General features: G+C 65.2%; 18 protein-coding genes. 14 read left to right on the top strand and 4 right to left on the bottom strand.

The window, feature by feature from the left end; genetic code table 11:
• The first annotated feature begins 15 nt into the window (after positions 1–15).
• A complete protein-coding gene (locus LB572_RS29970; RefSeq protein WP_224670284.1) occupies positions 16–981 on the top strand; it encodes a carbohydrate kinase family protein in 966 nt (321 codons plus the stop codon).
• Entirely contained in the window at positions 978–1,745 is a 768-nt protein-coding gene (locus LB572_RS29965; RefSeq protein ID WP_140802613.1) for an SDR family NAD(P)-dependent oxidoreductase, read from the top strand. Before LB572_RS29970 ends, LB572_RS29965 begins: the two co-directional genes overlap by 4 nt.
• Before the next feature lie 65 nt (positions 1,746–1,810).
• On the opposite strand, the gene LB572_RS29960 is transcribed toward LB572_RS29965, so the two are convergent.
• Positions 1,811–3,307 (bottom strand): HAL/PAL/TAL family ammonia-lyase, encoded by a 1,497-nt coding sequence (locus tag LB572_RS29960; protein ID WP_224670283.1) that lies wholly within the window; start codon positions 3,305–3,307, stop codon positions 1,811–1,813.
• A 251-nt stretch (positions 3,308–3,558) separates the two neighbouring features.
• Here LB572_RS29960 and LB572_RS29955 point away from each other — a divergent pair, with 251 nt between their 5' ends.
• The 10 genes from LB572_RS29955 to LB572_RS29910 all read left to right on the top strand — a co-directional run bounded on the left by LB572_RS29955 (position 3,559) and on the right by LB572_RS29910 (position 11,778).
• On the top strand, positions 3,559–4,056 hold the full coding sequence (locus tag LB572_RS29955; protein WP_140802611.1) for a carboxymuconolactone decarboxylase family protein: 498 nt from the start codon (positions 3,559–3,561) through the stop codon (positions 4,054–4,056).
• Positions 4,053–4,913 carry a sigma-70 family RNA polymerase sigma factor gene (locus LB572_RS29950; protein WP_224670281.1) on the top strand — a complete coding sequence of 287 codons (861 nt, stop codon included), beginning with the start codon at positions 4,053–4,055 and terminating at the stop codon, positions 4,911–4,913. Before LB572_RS29955 ends, LB572_RS29950 begins: the two co-directional genes overlap by 4 nt.
• 86 nt (positions 4,914–4,999) lie before the next feature.
• Positions 5,000–5,269 carry a hypothetical protein gene (locus LB572_RS29945; RefSeq protein WP_224670280.1) on the top strand — a complete coding sequence of 90 codons (270 nt, stop codon included), beginning with the start codon at positions 5,000–5,002 and terminating at the stop codon, positions 5,267–5,269.
• 273 nt (positions 5,270–5,542) lie between these two features.
• On the top strand, positions 5,543–6,745 hold the full coding sequence (locus tag LB572_RS29940; RefSeq protein WP_140802609.1) for an ABC transporter substrate-binding protein: 1,203 nt from the start codon (positions 5,543–5,545) through the stop codon (positions 6,743–6,745).
• Between the two features lie 82 nt (positions 6,746–6,827).
• Positions 6,828–7,694 (top strand): branched-chain amino acid ABC transporter permease, encoded by an 867-nt coding sequence (locus LB572_RS29935; RefSeq protein WP_224670279.1) that lies wholly within the window; start codon positions 6,828–6,830, stop codon positions 7,692–7,694.
• A gap of 7 nt (positions 7,695–7,701) precedes the next feature.
• Positions 7,702–8,682, top strand: a complete 981-nt coding sequence (locus LB572_RS29930) for a branched-chain amino acid ABC transporter permease (protein WP_140802607.1) — start codon at positions 7,702–7,704, stop codon at positions 8,680–8,682.
• A 3-nt stretch (positions 8,683–8,685) separates the two neighbouring features.
• Positions 8,686–9,465, top strand: coding sequence for an ABC transporter ATP-binding protein (locus LB572_RS29925; RefSeq protein WP_224670278.1), 780 nt, complete (start codon positions 8,686–8,688; stop codon positions 9,463–9,465).
• Positions 9,462–10,184 carry an ABC transporter ATP-binding protein gene (locus LB572_RS29920; protein WP_224670277.1) on the top strand — a complete coding sequence of 241 codons (723 nt, stop codon included), beginning with the start codon at positions 9,462–9,464 and terminating at the stop codon, positions 10,182–10,184. The genes LB572_RS29925 and LB572_RS29920 overlap by 4 nt, the downstream gene beginning before the upstream one ends.
• Positions 10,185–10,195: 11 nt before the next feature.
• Entirely contained in the window at positions 10,196–10,939 is a 744-nt protein-coding gene (locus LB572_RS29915; protein WP_140802604.1) for an aspartate/glutamate racemase family protein, read from the top strand.
• Between the two features lie 131 nt (positions 10,940–11,070).
• Entirely contained in the window at positions 11,071–11,778 is a 708-nt protein-coding gene (locus LB572_RS29910) for a GntR family transcriptional regulator (RefSeq protein ID WP_224670276.1), read from the top strand.
• A 49-nt stretch (positions 11,779–11,827) separates the two neighbouring features.
• Here LB572_RS29910 and LB572_RS29905 read toward each other — a convergent pair whose 3' ends face one another.
• Positions 11,828–12,730, bottom strand: a complete 903-nt coding sequence (locus tag LB572_RS29905) for an SDR family oxidoreductase (protein WP_140802602.1) — start codon at positions 12,728–12,730, stop codon at positions 11,828–11,830.
• Between the two features lie 98 nt (positions 12,731–12,828).
• On the opposite strand from LB572_RS29905, the gene LB572_RS29900 reads away from it, so the two are divergent.
• Positions 12,829–13,662: a helix-turn-helix transcriptional regulator gene (locus LB572_RS29900; RefSeq protein WP_224670275.1), complete on the top strand. Its 834-nt coding sequence runs from the start codon at positions 12,829–12,831 to the stop codon at positions 13,660–13,662.
• 11 nt (positions 13,663–13,673) lie between these two features.
• Here the strand turns inward: LB572_RS29900 and LB572_RS29895 are convergent, their stop codons facing one another.
• Positions 13,674–14,612: a GlxA family transcriptional regulator gene (locus LB572_RS29895; protein ID WP_224670274.1), complete on the bottom strand. Its 939-nt coding sequence runs from the start codon at positions 14,610–14,612 to the stop codon at positions 13,674–13,676.
• An 89-nt stretch (positions 14,613–14,701) separates the two neighbouring features.
• On the opposite strand from LB572_RS29895, the gene LB572_RS29890 reads away from it, so the two are divergent.
• On the top strand, positions 14,702–15,850 hold the full coding sequence (locus tag LB572_RS29890) for a DJ-1/PfpI family protein (RefSeq protein ID WP_224670273.1): 1,149 nt from the start codon (positions 14,702–14,704) through the stop codon (positions 15,848–15,850).
• A gap of 4 nt (positions 15,851–15,854) precedes the next feature.
• Here the strand turns inward: LB572_RS29890 and LB572_RS29885 are convergent, their stop codons facing one another.
• Entirely contained in the window at positions 15,855–16,799 is a 945-nt protein-coding gene (locus LB572_RS29885; protein ID WP_140802598.1) for a LysR family transcriptional regulator, read from the bottom strand.

Raw genomic sequence — 16,799 nt, 5'->3', positions numbered from 1 at the left:
AAAGGTCAGTCAGCCATGCCCCAATTCGACGTCAGCTCGATCGGCTTCTACGTCCTCGACATCCTGGGACGACCGGTCTCGCGCATCCCCGAAGGCGGCCGCGCCGACTATATCGAGGAGATCCGCATGACCGTCGCCGGCACCGCGGGCGCGACCGGCATGGACTGCGCCATCCTTGGCCTGAAGACGCGGGCCGTCACCACGCTCGGCACCGACGACATGGGTGACTGGTTCCTCGCCAAGCTGAAGAAATACGGCCTGGAGACGAGCTTCGTGCGCCGCGACGGTAGCGTCCAGACCTCGTCCACCATTTTGCCGGTGCGGCCGAACGGCGAACGTCCCGCTTTGCATGTGCCGGGCACGGCCACCTTGTTCGAAGTTGCCGATGCCGATCTCGATGCGGCGCTCGACGCGACCGTCGTCCATGTCGGCGGCACCGGCCTGTTGAAGCGCTTCGACGGCGAGCCGACCGTCAGGCTTTTGAAGCGCGCCAAGGCGCTTGGCCGCGTCACCACCTTCGATCTGATCCAGGCGACGCCGGAGACCTGGAAGCTGGTCGAGCCGTGCCTTCCTTACATCGACTATTTCGTGCCGAGCATCGATGAGGCCGGCGAGATGGCGCATGACCGCGAACCGGCCCGCGTCGCCGCCTTCTTCAAGGCGAGGGGCGTGAAGAATTGTATCCTGACGCTTGGCGCCGGCGGCGTCTATGTCTCGCCCGAACATGGCGAGGATTTTCATCTACCGGCCTTCGAGGTCGAGGTTTTCGACACCACGGGCTGCGGCGACTCCTTCACCGCCGGCATCATCGTCGGCATCGTCAAGGGCTGGGACCTCAAGCAGTCCGCGCGCTTTGCCAGCGCGGTCGCCGCCAAGGTGGCGATGGGGCTGGGCTCCGACGGCAAACTCGTTTCATTCGACGACACGGTCGCGGCGATGAACTCGCTTCCGGTCAAGACATCAAAGGTGGAAGCAGCATGACCATTCTTCCTGAGGCGAGGGGCAAGACGGCTCTCGTGACCGGCGCGAGCCGCGGCATCGGCAGGGCGCTCGCGAAGGGGCTCGCCGAAGCGGGCTTCGACGTCGCCATCACCGATCTGCCCTCGCAGGCGGCGGAACTCGACACCACCAAGGGCGAGATCGAGGCGGCCGGCCGCAAGGCCTATGTCTACACGATGGACGTCAGCAAGAAGAAGGACATCGAAGCGACCGCGCAGGCGCTGCTCAAGGCGGCGGGCAGCATCGACGTACTGGTCAACAACGCCGGCATCCTGAAGCCCAGCCTGCTGCAGGATCTCGACGAGGCCAATTGGGACGCGCATTTCGACATCAACGCCAAGGGCGTGCTGATGATGTGCCAGGCGGTGCTGCCGCATATGCGCGCCAGGAAATCGGGCAGGGTGATCAACATCGCCTCGATCGCCGGCCGCCAGGGCGTGCCGACGCAGGGCCACTACGCCGCGACGAAGGCGGTGGTGATCACGCTCACCCGCGTGCTGGCGCAGGAGGTCGGCATGGACGGCGTTACCGTCAACGCGATCTGCCCTGGCATCATCCTGACCGAGATGGGCAAGAACAATCTTGGCAGCGAGGCGGCGATCCGCCATTGGGAGGACGTCGCCGCGCTGAAGCGCCTCGGCGCGCCGGAAGACATCATCGGACCGGTGTTGTTCTTCGCCTCGGACCTGTCGGCCTTCGTCACCGGCCAGGCGCTCAACGTCGACGGCGGCATCTACTACCATTGAGGCCGTAGCATCCCGAACGGGTGCTGCGTCGACCGGTGCGGCGGTTACGCGGGCCTCCTGGCTCGCTACGGCCGCGGCCCCGCCACCATGCGCGCGACGCGCGCCATGTCGGCGCTCATCTCGCGGTCGTCGTCGAGCGGGGCGACGAGAGCCCGCACGGCGTCGTAGCTGCGCCGCGGGCCGTCGCCCATGCTGTCCAGCACGCCGCGAAGTTCCACGCCCGTCGACGCGAAGATCAGCTCCATCGCCACCAGATAGCGCAGGCGCTCGATGATGCCGGCGGTCTTCGCCACCACGCGCGGCGCCATCGACGACTGGTCCTCGACGCCGTCCGAGATGGCGAGAGGGCTGAGCGACATCGGATTGGCGAGGTGGCGGATTTCCGCTTCGAGCGCCGCGACTGGTTTCTGCAGTTCGGCATAACCCTGGCGGCTGCCGCCTCTGGCCGACAGGAAGCGCGGCAGCTCCGCCACCGTCGGCGACATCAGCTTCATCGACCGGTTGGCGGTTCCGACCGCGCAATGCGCCAGCGCCTGGCCAAGATTTTCCCAGGTCAGCGTGAAGGCCGTTAGGTCGAAATTGCCGTTGGAGACGACCCGCTCCGCCTCGGGCAGGATGACCGGATTGTCGCCGGAATGGCCAAGCTCGATCTCCGTCGCGAGCTTCGCCTGCTCATAGGCATGCAGCAGGCCACCCCATACCTGCGGCACGCAGCGGAAGCTGAGCGGATCCTGCAGGCGCCGCGCGGCGTTCTCCTGCCACAGCCCGGAGCCTGAAAGCTCCGCCCGCAGCCTTGCGCCGATCTCGACTTGGCCGAAGGCCGGCCGCGCCGCCAGCGCGTCCTCGTCGATGGCCTTGAGCGATGAGCGGAATGCCTCGTAGTTCAGCGCCACCGCCGCCAGCGACCAGTCGATCAGGCACGCAACCTCCTCGAGCGCGAGGCAGGCCGTTCCTGTGGACAGGCTGTTGGCGACGATGATGGCGTGGCCGTCCTTCTCGCGCAGGTCGAGGGGTTCGAGCCCGGCGAGCTTGAGCGCCTCGGCCGATGGCATGATCCTGCCCTGGTACTCGCTCTCGCCGTCGCCGCGCAGCGCCCGCGCCAGATGGCCGAGCGGCGCGAGATCCGCGGCGCCCACTGAGCCCCAGCTCGGAATGACCGGATGGACGCCGGCATTGAGCGCCGCGACCAGGCCCATGACGACGCCCTCGGAGGTGCCGGTGCCGCCCGCTGCCATGCCGCAGATGCGCGCGACCATCAGCGCCCGCACCGCCTCGGTCGGCAGCGACGGTCCGGCGCCCATCGAGTGGCTGAGCGGCACGCTGTGCTGGAAGGCGATAAGGTCGGCCTGCGCCAGCGGCGTGTCGACACAGGCGCCAAGCCCGGTGGTGACACCGTAGAGCGGCTTGCCGAGCTGGGTGAGGTGCTCGATGAGGGCGCGGCTGGCGCGGATGCGGCGCATGGCTTCCTCGCCGAGCACAAGCCGGGCATTGCGCCGCGCGATCTCGGCGACATCGCTTGTGCCGAGCGGCTTGGCGTCGAGGACGATCACTCTGGCTGTCATGTCCGGTGTCCATTCCCATGCGTCCCGGGCCGGTAGCCTCGGGCTGAAAGCGCACAAGATAGCCGCCATCGGCTCCGGCCATTGTCGAGAATCCGTCGTCGCGGCCGCCGTTATTTTTCGGCTGCGGCGGGCTATTTGAATCAAAACAGCGCAACTGCTCGACGGCGGCGGCGCATAAAATTTCGGCGCCATGTCACATCAGACGAAACCTCGCTCGTCTTGAAGTCGGAAACAAACGAAAGGAACCGACCATGACTGTCAGACTTGACCCCCTTGCCGCCGCCCCTTCGCTGATGAAGGAGTGGCACCGCGCCTCTTTGGCCATCGCCGGCAGCCTCGATCCGGTGCTTGCCGAGCTCGTCGAGATCCGATCCTCGCAGATCAATGGCTGCGCCAACTGCATCAACATGCATTCGACCTATGCCCGCGAGCGCGGCGAGACCGAGCAGCGCATCTATCTGTTGTCGGCCTGGCGCGAGGCGCCGTGCTATACCGACCGCGAGCGCGCCGCGCTCGGCTGGACCGAGGCGCTGACCAGGATTTGCGAAGGCCATACGCATGAGGCGGCCTATGAAGCGCTGGAAGAGCATTTCTCCGAGGAGGAGCGCGTGAAGCTCACATTGATGATCAACATAATCAATGGCTGGAACCGCATCGCGGTCGGCTTCGGCGGCTTTGTCGATCCGGCGGCCATCAAGGCTGCCAACAAGGCCACCGTCCAGGCCGCCAACAAAGCGGCCGCGGCTTGACGACGGAGCCGGCTTTCACGGGCGCGGCGGCGGAATTCCAGCCGCTGCGCCCGAAGCTGATGCGGGTCGCCTACCGTATGCTTGGCTCGGTCGCCGATGCCGAGGACGTGGTGCAGGAGGCCTTCATCCGCTGGATGCGGACCGAGCGCGCCGAGGTGCGCCAGCCCGAGGCGTTCCTGCGCCGCACGGTCACGCGGCTTTGCCTCGACCAGCTAAAATCCGCGCGCCACCAGCGCGAGACCTATGTCGGCCCCTGGCTGCCCGAGCCGCTCGTCGAGGAAGACGAGGCCGACGACGTCACCTTGCCGCTGATGCTGGCGCTGGAGCGCCTGTCGCCGCTCGAGCGCGCCGCCTTCCTGCTGCATGACGTGTTTGGCCTGCAGTTCGAGGAAGTCGCGGCCGAGATCGAGCGGGACCCCGCCGCATGCCGCCAGCTTGCCGCCCGCGCGCGTGAGCATGTCCGCGAGGCGCGGCCGCGCTTTAAGATCGAGAAGCAGCGCGGGTTGGAGATCGCCGAGGCTTTCTTCAACGCCTCGCGCAGCGGCGACATGAAAGCGCTTGGCGCGATGCTGAGCGCCGATGTCACCGCCCACGCCGACGGCGGCGGCAAGCGCCCGGCGGCGACCGAGCCGGCGCTCGGATTCGAGGCGGTCATGACGCAATACGCGGTCGTGGCGGCATGGCTGAAGGATAACCGCTCCAAGCTTATCCGCTACGGCTTCATCAACGGCCTGCCCGGCTTCGTCACGCTGGAGGTCGATGGCGAGCTCCAGACCACGGCGCTCGACATCGAGGACGGCAGGATCACGGCGATCTACGTCATGCGCAATCCCGACAAGCTGCGACATCTGCACTAGCCGGGTCGAAAGCGGGAAACGAGAACTTTTGCTCCGCTGGCGATTTTGGATATGCTGCAGATCCAAATTGCCAGAAGGTCGCTGCCATGACGAAACATTTTGCAATCGCCGCGCTCACGCTTGCCGCCGCAGCCGCGATGATGGGCCCGGCTGCCGCCGGCGAGCATCGCCACCGCGTCACCGAACAGGAGCGTTATGTCCCGGCCAGCGACGACATCATCGAGACGCTGTTCGGCGGTCCGCGCTACTACGACCAGCAGATGACCAACACGGCGGCGGGCGCCTGCGCATATCACCGCGTCGGACCGGACGCGAATGCCGTGAACGATATCAACGACCACTATTGCGGGAAGTAGGATCCCACGGGGGCCATAAGCCTCGACCCTCTTTGCGTTTATGGTCCTTACGAACTTATCCGAGTCGCTGGGGTGGCTTTCTTCGCCCGGACCAGGCCTCCTTGAATACTGATCCTGTAAGGGCTTGGCAAGGTCATCGCACACATTCGGTCAAAATATTGTATACAATACTGAAGAAAGATGTTGACAATATGCCGCAGCCGGTTTCCCTTACGCTATACGCGCAGCCTACGAGCAAAACACAAAGCGCGATAACCAAGGGGAACTGTAGCTATGATCAACCGTCGCTCGACTTTGAAATCAATGGCGCTCGGCGCCGTCTCGACCCTGGCGATTGCCGCTGTCGGCATTTCGTATGCGCAGGCTGAAAACAAGGAACTGAAGATCGGTTTTGTCGGCGTCACCAGCGGTCCGGCGGCCGCCTGGGGCACCTCGAACGTGCGCTCGATGCAGACCCGCGCCGCCTGGATCAACGAGACAGGCGGCGTCAAGATTGGCAACGACACCTACAACGTCAACATCGTCACCTTCGACGACCAGAAGGATCCCAAGCGTGCCATCGCCGGCATGGAGAAAATGGCGCAGGAAGGCGTCCACTATGTCGTGGGCCCGAATGTCGATGACGGTGCTGCCGCGGTGCGCCCGGTCGCCGAGGCCAACGGCATCATTTATTTCCCCTACGCTTTCCCCAAGGCGCTCTACCAGAAGCCGGCCTCCAATGCCGTACTCGGCATGATCGCCAACTATCAGTCCGGTCCGGCGATCTACAAATACCTCAAGGAAAACAAAGGCGTGAAGAAGATCGCCTTTGTCGCGGCGAATGAGTCCGATCCGCTCAGCCAGCGTGACGGCGGCGTCGAGGCAGCCAAAGCGCTCGGCCTCGAAATCGTCGCCCAGAACGACACCTACCAGAACGACACCCGCGACTTCACGCCGGTGCTGACGCCGATCGTCGCGCTGAAGCCCGACCTGCTCGTCTTGTCCGGCGTGGCGCCGGCCAACGCGCCGCTGCTCATCCGCGCTGCCCGCGAGCTCGGCTATGAAGGCCTGATCTCGACCGAAACGGCACAGGACGCCAAGGTTCTGGAGGAAGGCGCCGGCGAATACGCCAACGGCTTCATCTCCGTCGGCGGCGCTTCCACGCCGGAGATCGCCTCCGACACGATGAAAGAGTTCGTCACCCGCTACACCAAGATGTTCGGCGAATATAACGATGAATCCAACACCAAGGTTTACGCGCTGGAATACATAATCGATACGCTGAAGGCCAATCCTGCCGCCATCAATGACGTCGCGGAATTCAAGAAGACCATGGACACCTTCACCGCGCCCAATCCCTTTCTCAAGGGGGACGCCAAGCTGGGCTATGTCGGCACGACGTCGTTCGGCCAGAAGCGCCAGCTCTCGGTGCCGATGGTGGTCAACGAATACAAGGATGGCGCTTTCCAAACCCTGTTCGTCGGCTCCGTCGACTAGCGTTACCTTCGAACGTCATTTCCTCAAGCTTGCCGCGGGGGCCGGACGATAGGCCGGATCCCGCGGAAGATCGAAGGTATCCATGGAACAGGTCATCGCCAACGGATTGTATCTCGGTGCTCAATACGCGCTGATCGCGCTGGGCCTGACCCTGATCTTCGCCCTGATGAACGTGCTCAATTTCGCCCACGGCCAGATGTATGTGCTGGGCGGGTTCATCACCTACACCATCTATGGCCAGCTCGGGCTGCCTTTCGTGGTGGCGCTGCTCGCCTCCGGCGTCACGCTCGCCGTCATCGGCGCGCTGATGGAGAAATTCCTCTTCCGCACCGTCATCAGGCGCAGCCACCGCGAGGAAAGCACCATGCTGCTCGCCGCCGCGACGGCCTTCTTCTTCGACGCCGTCATCCTGCTTCTGTTCGGCGAAAAGCAGCGCGGCGTTCCCAAGATCGTCAAGGGCGTCTTCAACGATGCCGGCGTCATCATGCCTTATGACCGGCTCGTCGTCGGCGCTTTGGCCATCATCTTCATCGCCGCTTTCGTCCTTTACATGCAATACAGCCGGGTTGGCCGCGCCATGCGGGCGCTCGCCCAGGACCGCGTCGCCGCCCAGCTCATGGGCGTCCGCGTCGACCGCTACTCGATGATCGGCTTCGCCATGGGCGCCATGCTCGCGGGTGTCGTCGGTGGGCTTCTGGTCACCATCACCGGCGTCAATTCCGGCATTGGCGGGCCGATCTCGATCAAGGCCTTCCTGATGGTGATGATCGGCGGCGCCGGCGTCGTCGGCGGCGCGATCGCCGGCGGCTTCATCCTCGGCATGATGGAGTCGGTCGGCCTCACCGTGCTGCGCGAATATGGCGACGTGACCTACCTCGTCATCTTCGCCGCCCTGATGGTGTTCCTGTCGGTCCGTCCCAACGGGCTGATGGGCAAGCCGTGGGGTTGATCGCGCAATGACCCTCAATCGCAACACCAGGATCGCCGCGGTCGTCGCCTTCCTCGCGATCGTCTTTGTCGCCGTGCCGGCCGCCATCTCGTCGAGCGGCCGCTTCGACCTCTATTACACGCTGACCTCGGTGGCGCTGCTCAGCATCGCCAGCGCCGGTGTCTGGCTCACCTTCTATATCGGCCGCATCAACATCGGCCAGGGCGCCTATGCGCTGATGGGCGGCTATGTCTCCGCCATACTGGTGATGAACCATGGCTGGTCGTTCTGGCTGACGCTGCCCGTCGCGGGGCTGTTCTGCGCCGCTGCCAGCGTGCTGATCGGCCTGCCGATCCTGCGCCTGCGCGGCGTCTATTTCGCCATGGTCACGCTGGTGTTGACCGAGGTGGCGCGGCTGCTCGCGCTGGCGCTGCCGATCACCAACGGAGCAAAGGGCATCGTCAGCATCCCGCTGCCCGGCGCGCTGTCGGTCTTCGGCGTCACGCTGATCCCCGATTTCGCCACGCTGCAGAATTCGCGGCTCGCCTTCTATCTGCTGGCGGTGACCGTGATGGTAGTCTGCTTCGCGGTCATGTACCGGCTGGTCAATTCGCGCATCGGCAAGCTCTGCCAGTCGCTTCAGCAGAATGAGGAGCTTGCTTCCTCGATCGGCGTCAACATCGCTTATCTGCGCGTCATCGCCTATGCCGTCTCGTCCTTCTTCGGCGGTGTTTCCGGCGCCATCTTTGCCGCCATCTCGCAGTCGATCTACCCGTCGAGCTTCACCGTCACCGATTCCGTCAACTTCATGCTGAACTGCTTCCTCGGCGGCCTGGGTTACGTGTTCGGACCGATGCTCGGCACGCTGGTGCTCTATTTCGGTTGGGACCTCCTGTTCCAGACCGGCCAGTTCCAGCTGCTCATCTATTCCGGCCTGATGATCGTCCTGATGCTGGTGCTGCCTAACGGCCTGCTCAGCCTTGCCGAAATGACCCGGAAGAAGGGTTGAGCCATGGCCGAAATGCTCGAAGTCTCCGGCCTGACAAAGCGCTTCGGCGGTCTCGTCGCGGTCAACAACGTCTCCTTCTCGGTGCGCGAGAAGGAGATCCTGTCGGTGATCGGTCCGAACGGCGCCGGCAAGTCGACTTTGTTCAAGCTGATCTCGTCGTTCCTCAAGCCCACGACGGGCGAAGTGCGGCTGAAGGGCGAACGCATATCTGGTCTTGCTCCCCATATCGCCGCCCGCAGGGGCGTGGTGCGCACCTTCCAGGAAACGACGATCTTCAGGAACATGAGCGTGCGCGACAACGTCATCATCGCGCACCATCTGCGCTCCAAGGCGAGCCTCTTCGGTTTCTTCCTCGGCACCGGCGCGGCGAAGACGGACGAAGCGGCCTTCGGCCAATCGGCCGACGAGATCCTGACGCTGCTCGGCCTCTCCTCGCTCGCCAATGAGACTGCCCGCAACCTGCCGCATGGCCATTTGCGGGCGCTGGGCATCGCCATCGGCCTCGCCACCAACCCGTCCATCCTGCTGCTCGACGAGCCCTTCGCCGGCATGAACCACGACGAGACCATGCGTATGGTGGAAATGGTGCGGCGCCTGCGCGAGCGCGGCCTGACCATCCTGCTCGTCGAGCACGACATGCCGGCCGTGATGAAGATTTCGGACCGGCTCGTCGTGCTCAATTTCGGGCAGAAGATCGCCGAGGGAACGCCGTCGGAAATCCAGGCCGACGAGAAGGTGATCGAAGCCTATCTCGGCAGCGAAGACGAGGCGATCGGCCTATGAACCAGATCCTGAACTTTGCCAATGTCGAGCTCTATTACGACCACGTCTATGCGCTGAAGGGCGTCTCGCTCGAGGTCAATGAGGGCGAGACCGTCGCGCTGATCGGCGCCAACGGCGCCGGCAAGTCGTCGATCCTTCGCGCCATCACTGGTCTGCGCAAGATCAGGTCCGGCGAAATCCATTATGGCGGTAAGCGCATCGACGGCGCGGCCCCCGACGAGATCGTCAAGATGGGCATCGCCATGGTGCCGGAAGGACGCCGCGTCTTCCCCTTCATGTCGGTCAGGGACAACCTCCTGATGGGCGCCTTCACCCGCACCAGCAAGGCCGAGATCGCCGCGTCGATGGAGATGGTGCTGGGGCGCTTCCCGCGGCTGAAGGAGCGTTTCTCGCAGGCTGCCGGCACGATGAGCGGCGGCGAGCAGCAGATGCTGGTCATCGGCCGCGCGCTGATGGCGAAGCCGAAGCTCCTGCTGCTCGACGAGCCGTCGCTCGGCGTCGCGCCCAAGCTCGTCCAGGACATCGCCCGGTCGATCGTCGCCATCAACCGCGACGAGAAGGTCAGCGTGCTTTTGGTCGAGCAGAATTCGCGCATGGCGCTGCGCATCTCGCAGCGCGCCTATGCGCTGACCACCGGCAGTGTCGCGCTGAGCGGCAACTCCGCCGAATTGCTGACCGACGACCGGGTCAAGCGTCTTTATCTCGGCGGCGAGATCTGAGGCTGATTGGAATGCGCATTCTCGTCATCAACCCCAACACCACCCAATCGATGACCGCCAAGATCGGCGAGGCGGCGGCGAGTGTCGCCTCCGGCTCGACCCAGATCGTCGCCGTCAATCCGGCCGACGGCCCACCGAGCATCGAAGGTTATTTCGACGAGGTCTTCGCCATTCCGGGCATCATCGCCGAGATGGGCAAGGCGCCGGCGGCCGATGCCTATGTCATCGCCTGTTTCGACGACACCGGGCTGGACGCGGCGCGCTGCGCCACCGAGGCTCCCGTCATCGGCATCGGCGAGGCGGCGTTCCATATGGCGAGCCTCGTCGCCGGCAAGTTCAGCGTCGTCACCACGCTTGCCCGTTCGGTTCCGGCGATCGAGCACAATCTGGCGAAATACGGCCTCGCGTCGCGCTGCGCCAAGGTGCGCTCGTCGGACGTCGCCGTGCTCGAGCTCGAACGTCCGGGCTCGAATGCAAGACACCGGATCTCGCAGGAGATCGCGCGCGCCATCAGCGAGGACAGGGCCGAAGCGATCGTGCTTGGCTGTGCCGGCATGGCCGACCTTGCGCACAGCCTGTCCGAGGAGCACGGCGTTCCGGTGCTGGACGGCGTCGTCTGTGCCGTCACGCTGGCCGAGAGCCTGTTCAAGGTCGGCTTGAAGACATCGAAGATCGGCGGCTATGCGGCTCCGCGCGGCAAGCGGTTCGCCGGCATGTTCGCACCGCTGTCGCCCACGCAAGCCGAGATCGTCTAGGCGGCTTCATGCCGCCGGACGGCCGGCGCCCGGACAGGTGGGATTGACCGCCGCGCGAGCGATACTAGATTGGACGGGCTGCCGGCGATTTGGGGGCAGATCGGGCCATTTCGGGCCTGCGCATTGAAAGTATGTTGACGGTACTCAGGGAAGAAGATCGAGACGACAAGCCGGCGGCGCGCTGGTCGCCGATCTATTATGGGTTGAGGGATGCCATCGTCAGCCATCGTCTCGCGCCAGGCACCAAGCTGCCGGAGGACGAACTGGCCTCGATCTATTCGGTGAGCCGCACCGTCGTTCGCTCCGCCTTGCAGGCGCTCGCGCATGACCGGCTGGCCCGGCTGGAGCCAAATCGCGGCGCCTTCGTCGCGCAGCCCTCGAAGACCGAGGCGCGGGAAGTGTTCGAGGCGAGGGCGCTGATCGAACCCAAGGTGGCAGCACTTGCCGCCAGGACGGCGGTGCCGTCCGATATCGTGCAATTGCGGGCGCATCTGGAGAAGGAGCACGAGGCGCTGCATGACGGCCGCGACAGCGACGCCATCATGCTGTCGGCGCGCTTCCATGTCGGCATTGCCGAGATCGCGGCGCATTCGGTGTTCACCAATTTCGTGCGCGACCTCGTCTCGCACTCCTCGCTGATCATCGCGCTCTACTGGAAGCGCCGCGACGCCACCTGCGAAAAGCATGCCCATCACGCCCTGGTCGATGCGATCGAGGCCGGCGACAGCACCGACGCGGCCGCCCTGATGAACAGCCATCTGGTCGACCTTTTGTCGGGACTGGATCTCACCGACAAGGTCGAGAAGTCGGACAGCCTGGCGGATTTGCTGCGCGCTTAGGAACATGAGGCGGTTCAGCTGGATCGCCGAACCGCCAAGAGACATGGCGCTAAGCCGCGGCGGCTTGCGAATAATCCATCCGCTCGAGGTCGGCGATGAGGCCAGGTCCGGTCGGCTGCCAGCCGAGATGCGCACGCGTCCATTCGCTGGACGCTGGCATGTCGAGGCCCGCGAAGATGGAAAGCCATCCGAAATGGTCCGCCGCTTCTTCCTGCGACAGCGAGACCACCGGCACGTTGAGGCCGGCGCCGATCACTTCCGCGATCTCGCGCATGGCAATGCCTTCCTCGGCGACGGCGTTGTAGCGCACGCCGGCTTCCTGCTTGTCCAGCGCCAGGCGGTAGAGCTTCGCGACATCCAGCACATGCGCCGACGACCAACGGTTGCGGCCCTCGCCAAGATAGGCCGACACGCCCTTGGCGCGCGTCTGCGCGATCAGTGGCGTGATCAGCCCCTGCTTCACCGTGTCATGCACCTGCGGCAGCCGCACCACCGATACTTTGACGCCCTTCTCGGCCATCGCCGCGCCGGTAAGCTCGGACAGGATGCGCGGGTTGCGATGTTCGGTGTTGAAGACGTCTTCCTTCGCCGGCTCTCCATGTTCGCCAGAGCCCATGCCGACACCCGACGTGATGATCAACAGCCGGTCCGAGCCGGCGAGCGCTCCGCCCAGCGCTTCGATGACGCGCTTGTCCTTCTCGCAATTCGCCACGAAATTCGAGAAATTGTGGTCGAAGGCGGTGTGGATCACCGCATCCGACTTCGACGCGCCGTCGCGCAGGCTGTCGAGGTCTTCGATGTCGCCGCGATGCGGCTCGGCGCCGGCGGCGGCAAGCGCGCGCGCGCCTGCGTCGGAGCGGGTCAGGCCGAGCACCTGATGGCCGGCTGCAAGAAGTTCAGGCACGATCCTGGAACCGATGAAGCCGGTCGCGCCGGTAAGGAATACACGCATGGGAGGTCTCCTGTGGTTGTTCGGAGGCCTTATTTGCGCTATAAATCATCCTGTTAAAGTAGTGACCTTATCATGGTATAATTGTCAACAGGATCACCATGCCTGCGCAGACCGTCAACCAGCTCGGCAATTTCCTGCGCGATCGCCGCATGCGCCTCGATCCGGCCGCGTTCGGCTTCGCCACGGGGCGACGGCGCACCCAAGGGCTGCGCCGCGAGGAGGTGGCGCAGCGCGCCAATATCAGCCCGACCTGGTACACCTGGCTGGAGCAGGGGCGGGGCGGCGCTCCGTCCGCCGATGTGCTGAACCGCATTGCGACGGGATTGATGCTGACCGAGCCCGAACGCGAGCATCTGTTCATGCTGGGGCTCGGCCGGCCGCCGGAAGTCCGCTACAGAAACGTCGACAGCGTGACGCCGCGTCTGCAACGCGTCCTTGACGCCTTGGACCCCAGCCCTGCGATCATCAAGACCGCAACCTGGGACGTGGTCGCCTGGAATCGCGCCGCGGCCGCGATGCTGACCGACTATTCCAAGCTGCCGCGCGAGCAGCGCAACATCCTGCGCCTGATGTTCGGCAATCCCCGCGTGCGCGACGCGCAGGACGATTGGCAGAGTGTCGCGCGCTTCGTGGTCGGATCCTTCAGGGCGGATGCCACGCGGGCAGGCGCAGGCGCGGAAATCACCCAGCTCGTCGAGGAGCTTTGCCGGATCAGTCCGGAATTCGAGGCGCTCTGGCGCGACAATGACATCGTTCCGGCCCATGGCGAGGGCGTGAAGCGCCTGCGGCATCCCGATATCGGACTGATCGAGCTGGAGTTCTCGGTCTTCGCGGTCGACGGACGCCCCGAGCTCGGCATGATCGTCTACAACCCCGCGACGCCTGCTGACGCCGAGCGCATCCAAGCGCTGATAGCGTCTCGCTCCGGCTGACGCCGTGCTTCTCAGGGCCTCACAGCCGCGCGCCTCAACGCCTGCGGCGGCTGGCCGAAGCTCCTCATGAAAGCACGGCGCATGCGCCCGGCGTCGCCGAAGCCGCTAGCCTCGGCGATATGATCCAGCGGCGCGCTGCTGGTTTCCACCGCCATTCGCGCGGCCTCGAGGCGCAGCCGCTCGACGGCCTTGGCCGGTGTGGCGCCGGTCTCCGTGGTGAAAGCGCGGGCGAAATGCCTTGGGCTCATCGCAGCGCGGTCGGCGAGGCGCTCGACGGTCAAGGGCTCGGCGAGCTTGCCGCGCATCCAGTCGATCAGCTCGACGAAGCGGCCTGACCGTCCGCCGAATTCCACAAGCCCTGAAAATTGCGACTGCCCGCCAGGCCGGCGCTGATGGACGACGAGCTGCTGCGCGGTCCGGCGCGCGATCGCCGGGCCGAGATCGTCCTCGATCAGCGCCAGCGCCAGGTCTATGCCGGCGGAGATCCCGGCCGATGTCCACACGCCGTCGTCCTGGATGAAGATGCGCTCGGCATCGAGCTTCACCTTCGGGTAGCGGCGGGCGAAATCGTCGGTGCTCCACCAATGCGTGGTGGCGCTGCGTCCGTCGAGCAGCCCTGCCTCCGCCAGCAGATAGGCGCCGGTGCACACGCTTGCCGTCCGGCGCACTTTTGCCAGCCGCAGCCACACCACGATCTCCTGGGCCGCGGCCATCGAACGGATGATCTCGCCGCCGGAAATGACGGCCGTGTCGAGCGTCCCGGCATCGGAAAGAGGTCGTGCCGCCAACCGCATGCCGGACGAACTCTCGACCTCGCCGCCGCCTGGCGCCAGCATATCCAGCCTGTAGCTGCCGGGCTGATAGTGCTCGGCCAGCTCGAAGGCCGCCGCGGGGCCGGCGACGTCCAGCAACTGGAAACCCGGATGGATGATGATGCCTATCGCCCGCATGGCAGTTTTTGCCCGATATATGTCATTTCGGCCAAAGCCTAACGGAGCTAGGTTGCGGGTCAAGCGTTAAAGACTGGAAGGACCAAGCCATGAGCCTGCGTGTCGTGTTGTGGAGCGTCCTCGGCGTCCTGCTGATTTTCGCGGTGGTCGGCGCCGGCTGGCTGCTTTCGCTGCCTTCCGCGTCGCTGGCCGCGGTGCAGCCGGCGATTGACGCCAGGGAAGCCGAGGCCACACTCGCGGCGCTGAAGCCGAAACGGCCTCGCCCGCTGATCGCGATTATCGGCGTCAATGACGGCACCGAGACCACCGATTATCTGATGCCATACGGCATCCTGCGCCGCGCCGACGTCGCGGATGTCGTCGCGCTGGCGACACGGCCGGGACCGGTTCAACTGCACCCGGCCCTACGCGTCGAGCCGGATGCGACGACGGCGGCCTTCGACGCCCAGCATCCGGAAGGCGCCGACTACGTCATCGTTCCCGCCATGATGCGCGACGACGATCCGGACGTGTTGAAATGGATCAGGGCGCAGTCGGCCAAGGGGGCCATGGTGATCGGCGTCTGCGTCGGCGCCACGGTGGTGGGCGCCAGCGGCTTGCTCGATGGCAAGCGTGCGACGACGCATTGGTATTCGCTGAAGGAATTGCGCCAGAAACATCCGACGATCCGCTATGTCGCCGACCGTCGCTACGTCGTCGACGGGAATGTCGCGACCACCACCGGCATCACCGCGTCGATGCCGATGATGCTGACCTTGATCGAGGCGATTGCGGGCCATGAGAAAGCCGAAGCCGTCGCCCGCGATCTCGGCCTCGACCATTGGGACGCGCGCCATGACAGCGACGCCTTCAAATTCACCCGGCCTTTCGCGCTGACGGCGATCGGCAACACGCTCGCTTTCTTCAACCACGAGCAACTCGGCATCCCGCTGACGCCGGGCATGGACGAGGTGTCGCTGGCGCTTGCGGCGGACGCATGGTCGCGAACCTTTCGTTCCGGCGCGGTCACCTTTGCCGCGAAGGATGGCGCCGTCGTCAGCCGCGAAGGCATCCGCATCCTGCCTGATAGGGTCGCAGCCGACTGGCCGGTGGATCGCAAGGTGCAGGCCATGGTGGACGTGCCGCCGGCAAAGGCCCTGGATCGGACGCTCGATAATATCACGGCGCGCTACGGCGCACGCACCACGGATTTCGTCGCCATGCAGCTCGAATATCCGCGAACACAGCCGACGCCATGAGACGTCAATTTTGCTTCTGCCCGCTCGGTCGCTTCGGGGCGCCGGCCGGTTGCCTGATGTGGTCGATGAAGGCGCGCAATTTGGGGAGCACCTGGTGCCGTTCCGGGTAATAGAGGAAAACGCCCGGCGTGGTCACCGCGAAGCGGCCGAGCAGCGCCTGCAGGCGTCCATCGGCGATCGGCGCTTCGGCGATCGGACCGGGCACCTGGGCCAGCCCGACACCCTGGATCGCCGCGCCGAGCAGCGACGGATAGTCATGCGCGATCAGCGGCCCCGAGACGATCGCCTCTATCGTCTTGTTGCCGTCGATGAAGGACCAGGGCGCAACCGAGCCGTTCGAGCGGCGCAGGCGCAGGCAGGCGTGGTCGCGCAGGTCCTCGATGCGCTCTGGCGTGGCGCGCCGGCGCAGATAATCGGGACTGCCGACGACCATCATCGGGAAGGACGGCGTCAGCCGGATCGCGACCATGTCGGGCGCGATCAGATCGCCCATGCGGATGCCGGCGTCGAATCCTTCGGCGGCGAGATCGGCCAACTCGCCGCTGGCGACGATCTCCAGCTCGATCTCGGGATAGGCCTGGCAGAAGGAGGCGATCATCGGCTCCAGCAGCATCGGCACGACGGCCGGCGGCACTGAAAGGCGCAACAGCCCGGCTGGCCGCTGGCCAATCCCGCGCGCGATCTCGCTCGCGGCGATCAACTCCTCGAAGGCAGGCCGAGCGCGGGCGAAAAAGCGCTCACCCGCTTCCGTCAGGCCGACGCTGCGCGTCGTGCGGATAAAGAGCGCAGCACCGATGCGCGCCTCGAGCGTGCGTATCGCCTGGCTGATCGCTGACGGCGTGACGGCAAGCTCGGCCGCCGCCTTGCGGAAATTGCGGTGCCTGGCCACGCTCAAGAAGGCTTCGACGCCGTCGAGGGCGCCATGCCTGACTGTGAAGTTCTGCTTCAT

It is taken from the genome of Mesorhizobium sp. BH1-1-5 (genome assembly GCF_020165615.1).
Lineage (GTDB): Bacteria > Pseudomonadota > Alphaproteobacteria > Rhizobiales > Rhizobiaceae > Mesorhizobium.
The sequence above is the reverse complement of the archived record's forward strand: the minus strand, read 5'-3'. Positions and strand labels throughout refer to the sequence as shown.